A 13,375-nucleotide genomic window follows, 5' to 3' on the forward strand; every position below is an offset into this window, starting at 1 on the left:
GACCAGGCCATGCCACGATCTCCCGAAGGGCGATCCGGATCCCGTCGGTCTCCTTCCCGCACCCTTCATACACCAAGCCAAACACACAGGATCCCCGACCCTGCGGGCCGAGGATGACGAAGTGGAGGGGTGGGCGGCGACGTTCTGATGCGGCGGGGGAAGGCGGGTGAAGGCCGCCGGGGCGTTTGTCCTCGGCATTGGGCCGATCCGCCGTCGTCACCACAGGCCACGGTACAATTCCTGCCAGTCGGGGTTCATCGTCTCGATGAGGGCGATCTTTCGCGCGCGGGACCATTTCTTCAGGGACTTTTCGCGGGCGATGGCGTCGCGGATGTCGAAGTGCTCTTCGTACCAGACGAGGCGCTTGCAGCCGTAGCGGCTGGTGAAGCCCTTCGTCGCTTCCGACTTGTGTTCGAAGACGCGGCGGGCGAGGTCGGACGTCACGCCGATATAGAGCGTGCCGCCCCGCTGCGACGCCATGATGTAGACGTGTCCCGCCATGAGGGGATGGTGCTGGGAGGCGGGGGCGGCGTCAAGGCGCCGGCGGGCGCTGCAGCGCCGAGGCTGGGCGCCCGCGAGCCGGCGCGAGGCTTCTGCGGTTGCTGGGCGCGGCAGGGCGAGGTGGCGCCACCGACGCTTCGTCATCCTCGGCCCGAAAGGGTCGGGGATCCACGCCTCTGCATCGCCGCTGCTGATCGGGTGCGGGAAGGGCGGTGCGTGGCGGAGGGTGCGGTTCTGCCACGGAGCGGCGGTGGGGCGGTTCCGGCATCGATCCCCGACCCTGCGGGCCGAGGATGACGAAAGTGGTGGGTGAGCGGCGTCGTTCTGGAGCGGAGCGGCAGTCGAGGCGCGGAGGAATGGGTCCCGGGTCGAGCCCGGGATGACGAAGCGGTGATGGTGCCGCCCCTACCGTCCCGGCCGCCCGGTCTTCGTCGGCCGGCGCTTGCGCTTCTGGTCGCCGGGGTCTTCGTAGGAGCCCCGGCCGATGCGTTCGCGGCGGATGGGCGCGGGGGAGTCGTCGTCGTGGTGCCCCACCTCCCCCTGGTGGGGAGGTCGGCGCATAGCGCCGGGTGGGGGGACGCCGGCACCGCTCGGCGGGTCGTCGTCCTGTGAGGTCTCCCCCATGTGTGACGTATGCTGACCCCCACCCGTGCCTTCGGCACGACCTCCCCTCAAGGGGGAGGTGGGCGTCGAGCCCTTCTGCTCTGCGGCCGGCTTTTTCGGTGGGGTCTTGCCGGTGGGCTTTTCGGTGCGGCCGACGGTCATTTCGTCGAGGGTGTTCTTGCGGAAGTAGGAGCCTCGTCCTTCGAGGCCCGTTCCGGGCACCTCAGGATGAGGGGAGGTGCCGCCGCGCCCGGCGTCCCTGGATTCTCGGGACGGGGCCCGAGAATGACGATCGTCGGGGGACGGCGCTCTGGAATGACGGTCGGGGGCGGTGGGAGCGGCGCGCCCCGCAGGCACCGCGGTGTCGGTGCCGGGGCCCATGTCGTCGAGGGACGGCTTGCGGAACAGCGAGGCGGGGGCGGCGACGGTGCCGGAGCCGGGGGCCTTGAGGACCTCGCCGCGGGGGCCGAAGCGTTCGTCGCCTTGCGGGGCGCGGTCGCGCTTGGCCTTCTTGCCGTGCTTGGTGCGGCCGGTGGAGGGGCCCATGACGGATTCTTCCATGGCGACGGCGTCGGCGAGGGGATCGCCCACCTCCCCCTGGTGGGGGTTCGCAGAACGGGGCGAGACCCGCGGCTCGCCCCTGGCCGCCGAAGGCGCGGGTGGGGGGGAGACCTTTCCGGAACCTGTGCGGGACGAGTTACTGTCGCGACCCCCACCCCTCGCTCCGCTCGGACCTCCCCTCAAGGGGGAGGTGGGGGCGCCCCCTTCCACGACGGCGTCGAGCGGGACGTTGCCGCCGAATTCCAGCTCCTTGGCGTTGAGTTTCTTGATCTCGTCCCGAAGGCGGGCCGCTCTTTCGAAATCCAGGTCGGCGGCGGATTCGCGCATCTGCTTTTCGAGGTGCTCGATATGGGCGCGCAGATTGTTGCCGACGAGCTCGCCTTCCTTGGCGTTCGGGCCGACGTCGATGCGGACGTGGTCCTTTTCGTAATAGGAGTCGAGGATGTCGGCGATCCTGGCCTTGACGCTCGCCGGGGTGATGCCGTGTTCGGCGTTGTAGGCCTCCTGCTTCTCGCGGCGGCGGGTGGTCTCGGCCATCGCGCGGCTCATCGAGCCGGTGACCTGGTCGGCATAGAGGACGACCTTGCCGTCGACGTTGCGCGCGGCGCGGCCGATGGTCTGGACGAGGGAGGTCTCGGAGCGCAGGAACCCTTCCTTGTCGGCGTCGAGAATGGCGACGAGGCCGCATTCGGGGATGTCGAGGCCCTCGCGCAAGAGGTTGATGCCGACCAGCACGTCGAAGGCGCCGAGGCGCAGATCGCGGATGATCTCGATGCGCTCGAGGGTGTCGATGTCCGAATGCATGTACCTGACCCGAACACCCTGCTCGTGCAGATATTCGGTGAGGTCCTCGGCCATGCGCTTGGTCAGCACCGTGCAGAGGACGCGGTAGCCCTTGTCGACGGTCTCGCGGATCTCGCCGAGGAGATCGTCGACCTGGGAGCGCGCCGGGCGGACCTCGACGGGCGGATCGGTGAGGCCGGTGGGGCGGATCACCTGTTCGGCGAAGACGCCGCCGGATTCGTCGAGCTCCCAGGCGCCGGGGGTGGCCGAGACCGCGACGGTCTGCGGGCGCATGGCGTCCCACTCCTCGAAGCGGAGGGGCCGGTTGTCCATGCAGGAGGGCAGGCGGAAGCCGTATTCGGCGAGTGTCGCCTTGCGGCGGAAGTCGCCGCGATACATGGCGCCGATCTGCGGCACGGTGACGTGGGACTCGTCGATGAAGACGAGGGCGTTGTCGGGGAGATATTCGAACAAAGTCGGCGGCGGGTGGCCGGGGGCGCGGCCGGTGAGATAGCGCGAATAGTTCTCGATGCCGGCGCAGGAACCGGTGGCCTCGATCATCTCGATGTCGAATCTCGTGCGCTGTTCGAGGCGCTGGGCTTCGAGCAGGCGGCCGGCCTTTTCCAGTTCGACGAGCCGGTGCTTGAGCTCTTCCTTGATCTGCCTGACCGCCTGGTTGAGGGTCGGGCGGGGGGTGACGTAGTGGGAATTGGCGTAGATCTTCACCGATTTCAGATCGTCGGTCTTCTGGCCGGTGAGGGGGTCGAACTCCTGGATCGCCTCGATCTCGTCGCCGAAGAGCGAGATGCGCCAGGCGCGGTCTTCCAGGTGGGCGGGGAAGATCTCGATGGTGTCGCCGCGCACCCGGAAGGAGCCGCGCTGGAAGTCCATGTCGCGGCGCTTGTATTGCTGGGCGACGAGGTCGGCGAGGAGCTGGCGCTGGTCGAGCCGGTCGCCGATGCTCATCTGGAAGGTCATCGCCGTATAGGTCTCGACCGAGCCGATACCGTAGATGCAGGAGACCGAGGCGACGATGATGACGTCGTCGCGTTCGAGCAGCGCGCGGGTGGCGGCGTGGCGCATCCGGTCGATCTGCTCGTTGATCGAGGATTCCTTCTCGATATAGGTGTCCGAGCGCGGGACGTAGGCCTCGGGCTGGTAGTAGTCGTAATAGGAGACGAAGTATTCGACGGCGTTGTCCGGGAAGAAGGCCTTGAACTCGCCGTAGAGCTGGGCGGCCAGCGTCTTGTTCGGGGCGAGGACGAGGGCCGGGCGCTGGGTGCGCTCGATGACGTTGGCGACGGTGAAGGTCTTGCCCGAGCCGGTGACGCCGAGGAGGACCTGGGTCTTGTCCTGGTCGGACACGCCGGAGACGAGGTCGGCGATGGCCGTCGGCTGGTCGCCCATCGGCGTGTAGTCCGAGGCGATCTTGAAGGGCACGCCGCCTTCCGACTTGTCCGGCCGGGCCGGGCGGTGGGGCAGCCAGACCTCGCCGTTCTTGATCAGCGGGTTGCCCTCGGAGATCAGCTTGGTCAGCGCCTCGACCGTGGCGGTGACGCCGCCCTCGGGCAGCGACTTCGCGTCCTCCAGGGAGACGTCCATGCCGGCGACGGGATTGAGGCCGGCGGCGGCGCGCTGCTTCGGGTCGGTGGTGCCGCCCATCGAGGTGCCGCGGGCCGATTTCATCGGCTTCTGGCCGGTCGTCGTCTTCGGATCGCGGGCGGCCTTCGACTTCTTGGCGGCCGCCTTCTCTTGGCCATCGGCGGCATCCGCCGTCCTTTCGGCCTTCGTCTCGGTTCCCCGGGCGATCTCCTCGGCCCAGCCGGAGATCGGACCGGACAGGGGCTCGCTCGCGTCGAAGCCGGCCTGGGGCGCCTCGCCGAAGCCGCCTGCCGGTGCGTCGGCGCGTGTGGAGGCGCCGGAAAAGTCCTGCAGCGGGCCGCGGCGGGCGGGGGCCGAGGGGTCGAAGATCTCGCCCGCGTCGTCGGTGTCGGCGGGGCGGCGGGGCGCTTTGCGGGGTCTGGAAGCCATGGCGGAACATATAGAGACCGCGCGGGACGGATGGAAGGTCGCCGACGCCGTTCGATGGCGATTGGCGCCGGAGCGGAGCGGTCTTTCCAATCCACCTCTCCAGTCGGTAACCTTCTCCTTATCCTTCAGCCAATGGATCATTGCCGCGAACTCTATCGTTACCGACTGCTCAGCTTTCATGAGGGATACGAGACGACGCGCTTCCTCAACGGCTAGCGCTCCGACCGCAGGGCGATCGCTTGAGGGCAAGTGCCGCCGGGACGCTTCGATCTCCCCCCTTGCGGGGGAGATGGGTGGCAACCCGGAGGGGGGTCTCGCGCCATCTTCGAGCAGTCCGGCGCGAGGTCACCCCCCTCTGCCTGCCGGCATCTCCCCCGCAAGGGGGGAGATCAGGCCAACCGCCAACCCGGCCCGGCTTCGAGCGATTGCCCTGGCTCCGACCGTCTCGGTCCGCGAGGGAGCATCGGAGGCCGAATAGATGCTGAAAGGATTCCCGGAGGCGGTATGTCCCGTCCCTTCTACTATGGTTTTATAAGAGAATTGTGCTCGCTCGAGAGCCTCCGCCGAGCGACCGGGGCCCGGGGGCCATCCTTGGATATCGCAGGCGCTGCCCCAGATGCGGGATCGGTCCGCCGGGACCGGAAGCCGGTCGGTGCCGCAATGGGATGACGGCGCGCCGACCGGTGGCTCATGGGCCTGCGGCGGCAGCACACCGCATGGGTGGGCGAACGAAGCATGGCAAGGGCGGGAGGAACGACGATGGCCGAGGCCGAGACGCGGGGCGCGGCGATGGACATGCCGGCACACCGGCGCTGGCTCGAGGCGGAAGGGCGGCGGCTGCTGGATTTCTCCAAGGCCTCGCGCCTTTCCTCCGGCGGCTTCTGCGCCCTCGACATGGCCGGGGCACGGCCGCAGGGCGCCGTCGCCGACACGATCGTCACCGCCCGCATGACCTATTCCTATGCGCTGGCCGCCATGCAGGGGCTTCCGGGCTCGGTGCCGCTGGTCGATCATGGGTTGGCGGCATTGTCCGGCCTCCTGCGCGATGGCGAGAACGGCGGCTGGTACGAGCAGGATCCGGGCTCGCCGTCCGGGGGCGGGCGGAAGAAGGCCTATGTCCAGGCCTTCGTCGCCCTGGCCGCGTCCGCCGCGGCGATCCTCGGGCGGCCCGGCGGGCGGGATCTGCTCCCGGATGTGCTGTCGGTCATCGCGGCGCGCTTCTGGGCCGAGGACGAAGGCGCGATGCGCGAAAGCTTTTCCGCCGATTTCGGCGAGGAGGAGGACTATCGCGGCGCCAACGCCAACATGCATTCGCTGGAAGCCTTCATGGCGGCGTTCGACGCGACCGGCGACAGCGTGTGGCTCGACCGCTCGCTTCGGATCGCCGAGCGATTCGCCAACCGGCTGGCGCGGGAGATGCGCTTCGTCATCCCCGAGCATTTTTCGCTCGACTGGACGATGCTGAAGGACTTTCACGCCGACAAGCCCGATCATCCCTTCCGCCCCTACGGGACGACACCCGGCCATTCGCTGGAATGGTCGCATCTCTGCCTGAAGCTCGAGGCGGGGCTGACGGCGGCCGGGCGCCCGGCGCCGGCCTGGCTCGCCGAATGCGCCGCCGAACTCTTTGCCGGCGGGATCCGCGACGGCTGGAACCGGGACGGGGCGACCGGCTTCGTCTACACCATCGGCTGGGACGGCGCGGTGTCCGTCCCGAACACGGCGCACTGGCCGCTGGCCGAAGGCATCACCGCGGCGGCGCTGCTCTACCGTCGGACCGGAGACGGGGACTATGCGAGGTGGTATCGGCGCTTCTGGGACTATGTCGATCTTCATCTGATCGACCGGCGGCAGGGAAGCTGGTGGAACGAGGTGGATGCCGACAACCGGCCGTCCGAGCGCATCTACCAGGGCAAGCCGGACCTCTATCACGCCTATCAGCCGACGCTGACGCCGCGCCTGCCGATCGCGGCCTCGATCCCCGGTGCGCTCGCGCGGGGCGAATTGCAGGATTGAGGCAACGCCTCGAACCATGCGGGGCCGCATGCGTTGGCCCGGTAAGAATGCGGCGAGCGGCCGCGCGCCAACCCACGATCAGCCAAGAGAGTCCGAGATGAAATACGCGCCCTTCGGCAATTCCGGCATGATGGTCTCGACCTTCGTGCTCGGCACCGTCACCTTCGGCGGCACCCACGGCTTCGAGAAGACCGGCAACGTCGGCGTCGACGACGCGAGACGCTTCGTCGACATCGCCCGGGAGGCCGGCGTCAACGCCATCGACACGGCCAACATCTATTCGAAGGGCGATTCCGAAAAGGTCGTCGGCGAAGCGGTGAAGGGCCGGCGGAACGATCTCCTGATTTTCTCGAAAGTCCGCACGCCCATGGGCGAGGGGCCGAACATGGCCGGCGCATCGCGCGCCCATATCATGGGCCAGATCGACGAAAGCCTGAAGCGGCTGCAGACCGACTGGATCGACCACTACTGGATCCACCAGTGGGACGGCGTCACGCCGGTCGAGGAGACCGTCGCGGTGATGGACGACCTGATCCGGGCCGGCAAGATCCGCTCCTGGGGCGTCTCGAACTATGGCGGCTGGCAGGTGGCGAAGACCGTCATGACCGCGAAGATGCTCGGCGCGACGCCGCCGGTGGCGCACCAGCTCAACTACACGCCCGAAGCCCGCGAGGTCGAATACGAGATCATCCCGGCCGGCCGCGAGTTCGGCGTCGCGACGCAGGTCTGGAGCCCGCTGGGCGAGGGGCTCCTCACCGGCAAGATCGACCGCGACAACGGCCCGCAGCCGGGCACCCGCCAGGGCAACGACTGGCCGGAGCCGCACATCGTCGACACCGACCGGCTCTACCGGGTGATCGACGTGTTGAAGGAGGTTTCCGGTGAAGTCGGCCGCAGCGTACCGCAGGTGGTGCTGGCCTGGCTGCGCGAGCGCCCGGGCGTTCATTCGATCGCGCTCGGCGCCCGCAGCGAGGATCATTTGCGCGACAATCTCGGCTCGATCGAGCTGACGCTGACCGACGAGCAGGCGAAGCGCATCGAAAAGGCCGGGCGGCCGCCGGCGATCGTGCCGCTGTGGCACCGGGCGATGAACGGCATGGACCGGGTGAGCGAGGCCGAGCGGGAATATCTGAAGGGGTATCGGGAGACGATGGGGCTGGGGTGATCCAGAGACGATGTCGCGGGGCAGCGAGAACGCTGCCTCGCACGTCCTCGGTGATCTGACGCGGGTCTGCCGACCGGCCATGTTCCGGGTCGAGGAAGGCGGGAAACGCCTCCCCCGACCGTTGAGCGCCCGGGGCACGACCCGCAAGGAGATCGAGAAACATGAGCGCACCAGACAGCGGTAAGCCGTTCCCGGTTCACCCGACCGACGAAGCGGCGGAGCGCTTCGTTGAGGACGCGGATCTGAGCGACTACGATTTTTCAAGGTTCAAGCCGGCCCGGTTCGAATTCCAGCCGAAGGATGCCCGCCTCGACGTGCGCAATCCCACCGAACAGCTGCCTTGAAACCGGCCGCGCGACGTCAGGGCATTCCCCCGGTTCATCGAGGAAGGGATGCGGCAGTAAAAATAATGAGCGGCGATGATGGCCGCTTCGAATCTGAAACAGAACTGCTCGTTCTGTTTCAGATGAGGTTCAAAGATGTACACGCATCAATAATCAATCAGAGATGCACATGCATCAATAATTGAGTTCGGAGTCAATTCTAGACAGACTGAGTTGAGCATTCTCATGCCGAGGCAATGAACATGCCGGCGATGCCGAGCACCTGTGCCTTTGAGAGGGGTTCATCGAACGCTTCCGTCACTGCTTCCCGCGGTACGCCGAAGGATGAGACGCCGAGCTGGGCAGCCCTGCCATCGCCAGCATAAACCGGCTGGGCAGCTGCCGGTAGATTGCCGCGTGACGAGCCGCTGATCCATGCGTCCTCGCCACGCAGACGCCGGACTTCGGCCGCGTGCCGCGCCTCGACCGAATGAATCTTCAACGCGGTCAAGAGAATGAAGCTCGCGCCAATGAGGTAGACTGCTTGCCCTTTGTAGGCACGCACGCCGGTATCTTCGAACGCCTGAGACAGCGCCGAAAATGTCCGGTAGTTCGAAAAGACGTCCGGGAAGGTGCCGCCGGCAGTGAAGTCGAACTTCGGCTTGGCGACAGCGTCAAAGCCGAGCACCGTTGCCAGCAGCGTGACATGAGCACTCTCGTGTTTCGAGATCTGCTCGAACACTGCCCGGTCGCTCGCTGGAATCAGCCGCGGCTGCGAAAGCGCCGTGCGATAGAACTCGTCCTCCAGATATTCGAGCGTGAGCGCAAAATTGAGGACGTCAACTACCTGCTGGGGCATCCCGCCGCTCACAAGGCGTGCTGCACAGCCGCCAAGAAGCACCGGAACGGTCGCCAGCGCGCCGAGTTGAAGCGCTGTCTTGGCGATGACGTCGCGCCGCGACGTCAGGCGAGTGGCGAGTTCAGGGTCAAGATCGTTCAGGATGGTGTCCTGCACGACCGGTTCGTTTGTCGTGGTCATGGATTGTCGCTTTCCTGATCTAATCTACTGGAGATGTTTCGCCGTGACCGGCGTCGCGATGTACGGAGCCGCCATCGGCAGGACGTCGGAGGGCAGCCGGGCAAGGCCGAGCCCGTCGATCCCGACGACATCGTCGCCGGCGAAGGCCGCGCTTCGCGGCGCGATCAGATCGCGAATGGTGGCGGAATGACGTGCCTCCACGGAGACGATCTTGCCGGCAAGCAGCAAGTAATCCGGCTTCTGGATGAACTGGCCAGCACCGTTGTAGGCGGAGACACCAAGATCCTCGAAGGTACGAGCAGTGTTCAGCACGCTGACGCGGCTGCCGAAGTCGACCTTGCTGAAGTCGACTCGCAGCGCCGGAATGGCGTTCGCCCCCAGCGCTGACCGAAAGAAGTTGCGATGGGCGATTTCGTGATCGCGGATGTCACCGAGCGCATGGCGTTCGGCCGAGTTCATGCCGCGATAGGGCGTGCGCATCACTTGTGTATAGAAGGCGGCCTCAAGCTGCTCGAGCGCATAGGCGTAGTTGAGGATGCCGATGTCGCCGGAGCCGAGATCAACGCTACCACTCGAAATCAGTGGGCCCCCTGGAGCTTGGGCCATCGCCTCGCCGAGGCTGAGATCTGACAAGTCGAGGCCTGCCGCAAGCGCGCTAACCACTGCGGCGCTCGACCATTTCAGGAACGACCTGCGACCAGCGGCCGGGGTCTCCTTTTCATTTACTTCACCCTGCATCACACGTTCCTCCAAAGGGCTGGGGACCCGCAGAGGGCGCCAATTGAAGACGAAGCAATAGTGCTTTCCGGTGACATGGAGATGCAATAGCGGCAAAATCGTCGGCAATTTTTACTAGTCCGCCAACAAGAATTTGGTCGCCGCCAGTGCACCTTTTCTCGCGTTTTTACGTAATCGCGCGGGAGAAAAAAACAGCAGAAGTCAAAGGTTGCATTTCGCGTTTTGAAACACTCTCGTGGTATTCCGTTTCAAAGGGCGTTGCTGCTCCTGCGAGCGGGAGGCGTGAACGCCTTGGGCGGGTTCGCATGCCGCATCACCCGCCCCCTCACACCAGCATCTCCGGCCGGAACAGCTCGCTCCGGTCGATGACCTTCCCGGACACCATAAACCGGCCTTCGCCCACGTAGTGCAGCGTCTCGGGGTGCTCGGGCTCGGGGGCGACGTGGGCCTTGACCACTTCGAAGACGAAGAAGGAGCGGCTGGCGACGAGGGCGTCGTCGGCGAGGCGGCATTCGAAGCTGGCGTGGCATTCGGCGATGAGCGGCGCGGCGACGGTTTCGGCCGGCTCGGCGGTGAGGCCGAAATGGGCGAACTTGTCGATGTCGGCGCCGGTGGTGTTGCCGATGCCGATCACCGTCTCCGTCAGATCGGTCGTCGGCAGGTTGACGACGCATTCGCCGCTTTTGCGGATGAGATCGTGGCTGTGGTTACCGGCGGAGATCATCAGCCCGACGAGCGAGGGCGAGAAGGCGAGGACCACGTGCCAGCCGAGCGTCATGACGTCGGTCTCGCCGCGGTGATGCGACGAGACGAGGACGACCGGCCCGGGCTCGAGGAAGCGGCGGGCTTTCCAGACCGGGAAGTCGCGTTTGGCGATCGCTTTGGCCAATTGATCCTCCATCATTCTATCGAAATATCGCGCAGGCGATGCGCAACATCGCCGCCCTAGGGTTCAAAACAGTCGGCGGGCCGGCGATTGGCCTGATCTCCCCCCTTGCGGGGGAGATGCCGGCACGCAGAGGGCGTGGCCTCGCGCTGGACTGCTCGAAGGTGGCGCGGCACCCCCCTCCGGGTTGCCACCCATCTTCCCCGCAAGGGGGGAGATCGAAGCGTCGCCGACGGCACTTGCCTTCGAGCGAGCGCCCCGACGGCCGACGCCGCGCCTTGCGTCGGCCGCGACCCGGCGCGGCTCAGCGCAGGCCGTCTTCGCCCTTGATCTCGTCGGTGGTCAGCCCGCCGACGCGCGGCAGCGGCCGGCCGGAATCGGTGACGACGATGGCCACCATGATCTCGCCCGCGCGGGGCGCGTCGTTGATGCGCACTTCCATGCCGTCGAAATGGCTGCGGACATAGGCGGCGTCCTTGTGGCCGAGGGGCACGTCGAGGACGCCGCCGAGACCGCAGCGCTTCTTCGAGGAGGGAACGAGCGCCGCGCCCTTGCCGAGCACCTTGCGCAAGGGCGCGCCGAGCTTCGGATGGAGGATCGCTGCGGCGTGTTCGAGTTCGCCGTTCTCGCCGACGGCGGCGGCCTTGCCGTAGCTTTCGGCGTCTTCCCCCTTGATGCCGAGGGCGGCGACGGCGCGGGCGCCGAGGAGGCCGCCGAGTTCCTCGCCGATCTCCATCAGCGGGGTCAGGTCCTCGACATAGGTGCCGGCGAACGGGTTCCTGATGACGGCGACGGCCGCGGCGCGGCGGGTCGGCGGGTCGATGGGCCGGCCCATCTCGCTCGACACCTCTTCGACGATGGTCACCAGCTTGCGGATCTCGGCCTTCATCGCAGTCCGTCCTCTCCCTTGATCTCCTTCGCCTTCAGCCCGCCGGCGCGGTCGTGGATGCGCGCGCCCGTCGTCATGACGAGGACGAAGACGATCTCGTCGGCCCGCGGCGCATCGGTGATGCCGACCTCGATGGCGTCGAAATGGCCGCGCACATAGGAGGCGTTGATGTGGGTGACCGGGACGTCGAGGCGCGTGCCGGGGCCGCCGACCTTCTTGGTCGAGGGGACGATCGCCTTGGCGTCGCCGAGGAGTTCGCGCATGGCGTAGCCGCCCGGTGCGTGCCACAGGGCCCCGTGCTCGATCTCGCCGGCCGAGCCGACGATCGCGCCCTTGCCGTAGCCCTCGACGACGGCGGGATCGCCGCCGAGCGCGTCGATCAGCGCTTTGGCCATGGTGAGGCCGAAGGGCGTCAGATCCTCCATGAAGGGCTGGATGTCCTCGACATAGCGGCCGGCATAGGGGTTCTTCACCACGGCGAGCGCTGCGGCGCGTCTCAGCGGGGTCGCCGCCGGCGGGCCGCCCTCGTGGAAGATCTCCTCGACGGTGATCAGGCGCTTGCGGACGAGGATTTCGGGCATCGGCTTGTCTCCCTCAGGCTGCGGCCAGCGCCATCGCGCCGGTCGTCTCGGTGGCGCCGGCCAGGTGCAGCGCGGCAGCGGTGATCAGTCCATCCCGGACGAGGCGATCGGCGACGGAAAGGCCGTTCGACAAAGCGAGAGCGATTTCGTCGGGCGCGAGCCGCCCGACGCTTTCGGTCACGAGGCGATCGCCGAGATCGCTGTCCGGCTGGAGGTCGCTTGCGGCGGCGCGGCGGATGGCGGGATGGCCGGGCAGGTCGACGGCATTGGCGACGACGGTCGCGGCCGCATCGGCGGCGGCTGCGGTTTCAGCGAGGACGGTGACGGCGTCGGCGATGCCGAGGGAAAAGCTCCGCCCGTGCCGGCCGCTGGTGGCGACGCCGCGGACCGGATCGGTCGCGTCGATGTGCGAGCGGGCGAAGAGCGACGGCCGGTCCGGCCGGTCGACGAGGCCGATGGCGAATTGCGTCCCCGGCGACAGATGCAGCGCGATGTCGCCGCCGTTGTTGACATAGGCGCGCGACAGCGGCGCGGCCTCGACCATCGCGGCGAGCACCGCCTCGGCGACGGCGCCGGCGACGGCGGCCATCGGCGTGATGAAGCCGGAGGCGGCGAAGGGTTTGACCGCGTCGTACATCCGCCGGCCGACGGGATCGTGGGGGATCGAGCTTTCGCGGGTGACCGGCGAACGAAGGAGGGGCAGTTCGGCGCACAGCCCGTCGAGGAGGCCGGTGAGACGGCCGTGCGCAGCGCGATAGGCCCCCTGTACCGCGTCCGGGTGGCCGGTCGCCTCGACGACGAGGTCGATCGGCCCGTCCTGAAGATGCATCCGGCGGCCGTCCGGGAGGAGGGAGGCGCGGGGCGCGCGGGGGACGGGCTGCGGGTGCTGCTGCCCTCCGTCATGACGGTCGACCTGTTCGGACGGCGCGTTCACGACAGCGGATTCCTAAGGACACGTGACTTGCCGGGACGAAGCAATCGGTGAGCTAGCGTCGGCGCTGTGGCACTTTCCGGCCCAACCCCATGCGCGCTATCGCACCCCACCCCGGCGGGGCGCCGCGCAGATCGGGCGCTGCGTCGACCTTGCAGAACGGGCGGCAGCATGCCCGCATCGTCATCCCGGGCCTGACCCGGGATCCTGTGTGTTTGGCTTGGTGTATGAAGGGTGCGGGAAGGAGACCGACGGGATCCGGATCGCCCTTCGGGAGATCGTGGCATGGCCTGGTCCCTTCCCGCTTCGCTCGTTCAACCTGAACAGT

At 67.4% G+C, this 13,375-nt stretch carries 11 protein-coding genes; 3 read left to right on the forward strand and 8 right to left on the reverse strand.

The features are described from left to right. Positions 1–216: 216 nt before the first annotated feature. A complete protein-coding gene (locus tag LZD57_RS23615; RefSeq protein WP_233722040.1) occupies positions 217–501 on the reverse strand; it encodes a GIY-YIG nuclease family protein in 285 nt (94 codons plus the stop codon). A 405-nt stretch (positions 502–906) separates the two neighbouring features. Then, the gene (uvrB, locus tag LZD57_RS23620; RefSeq protein WP_255700142.1) at positions 907–4,479 is read right to left on the reverse strand and encodes an excinuclease ABC subunit UvrB; all 3,573 of its coding nucleotides are present in this window, start codon (positions 4,477–4,479) and stop codon (positions 907–909) included. Between the two features lie 759 nt (positions 4,480–5,238). On the opposite strand from uvrB, the gene LZD57_RS23625 reads away from it, so the two are divergent. The 3 genes from LZD57_RS23625 to LZD57_RS23635 all read left to right on the forward strand — a co-directional run bounded on the left by LZD57_RS23625 (position 5,239) and on the right by LZD57_RS23635 (position 8,004). Continuing rightward, a complete protein-coding gene (locus tag LZD57_RS23625) occupies positions 5,239–6,495 on the forward strand; it encodes an AGE family epimerase/isomerase (RefSeq protein ID WP_233722041.1) in 1,257 nt (418 codons plus the stop codon). Between the two features lie 97 nt (positions 6,496–6,592). After that, the gene (locus LZD57_RS23630) at positions 6,593–7,660 is read left to right on the forward strand and encodes an aldo/keto reductase (protein ID WP_233722042.1); all 1,068 of its coding nucleotides are present in this window, start codon (positions 6,593–6,595) and stop codon (positions 7,658–7,660) included. A gap of 161 nt (positions 7,661–7,821) precedes the next feature. Then, entirely contained in the window at positions 7,822–8,004 is a 183-nt protein-coding gene (locus tag LZD57_RS23635) for a CopG family antitoxin (protein WP_233722043.1), read from the forward strand. 223 nt (positions 8,005–8,227) lie between these two features. On the opposite strand, the gene LZD57_RS23640 is transcribed toward LZD57_RS23635, so the two are convergent. The 6 genes from LZD57_RS23640 to LZD57_RS23665 all read right to left on the reverse strand — a co-directional run bounded on the left by LZD57_RS23640 (position 8,228) and on the right by LZD57_RS23665 (position 13,050). Continuing rightward, the gene (locus LZD57_RS23640) at positions 8,228–9,022 is read right to left on the reverse strand and encodes a ferritin-like domain-containing protein (protein ID WP_233722044.1); all 795 of its coding nucleotides are present in this window, start codon (positions 9,020–9,022) and stop codon (positions 8,228–8,230) included. A gap of 24 nt (positions 9,023–9,046) precedes the next feature. Beyond that, positions 9,047–9,760, reverse strand: coding sequence for a ferritin-like domain-containing protein (locus LZD57_RS23645; protein WP_233722045.1), 714 nt, complete (start codon positions 9,758–9,760; stop codon positions 9,047–9,049). Between the two features lie 325 nt (positions 9,761–10,085). Further along, complete coding sequence (locus tag LZD57_RS23650; protein ID WP_233722046.1) at positions 10,086–10,649, reverse strand: flavin reductase family protein; 564 nt, start codon at positions 10,647–10,649, stop codon at positions 10,086–10,088. Positions 10,650–10,950: 301 nt separating this feature from the next. Next, complete coding sequence (locus tag LZD57_RS23655) at positions 10,951–11,535, reverse strand: amino acid synthesis family protein (protein WP_233722047.1); 585 nt, start codon at positions 11,533–11,535, stop codon at positions 10,951–10,953. After that, complete coding sequence (locus LZD57_RS23660; protein WP_233722048.1) at positions 11,532–12,116, reverse strand: amino acid synthesis family protein; 585 nt, start codon at positions 12,114–12,116, stop codon at positions 11,532–11,534. The genes LZD57_RS23655 and LZD57_RS23660 overlap by 4 nt, the downstream gene beginning before the upstream one ends. Positions 12,117–12,129: 13 nt before the next feature. Then, positions 12,130–13,050, reverse strand: coding sequence for a UPF0280 family protein (locus tag LZD57_RS23665; RefSeq protein WP_338034735.1), 921 nt, complete (start codon positions 13,048–13,050; stop codon positions 12,130–12,132). Positions 13,051–13,375 lie beyond the last annotated feature (325 nt).

The organism is Jiella avicenniae, assembly GCF_021390325.1.
Taxonomy (GTDB): domain Bacteria; phylum Pseudomonadota; class Alphaproteobacteria; order Rhizobiales; family Rhizobiaceae; genus Jiella; species Jiella avicenniae.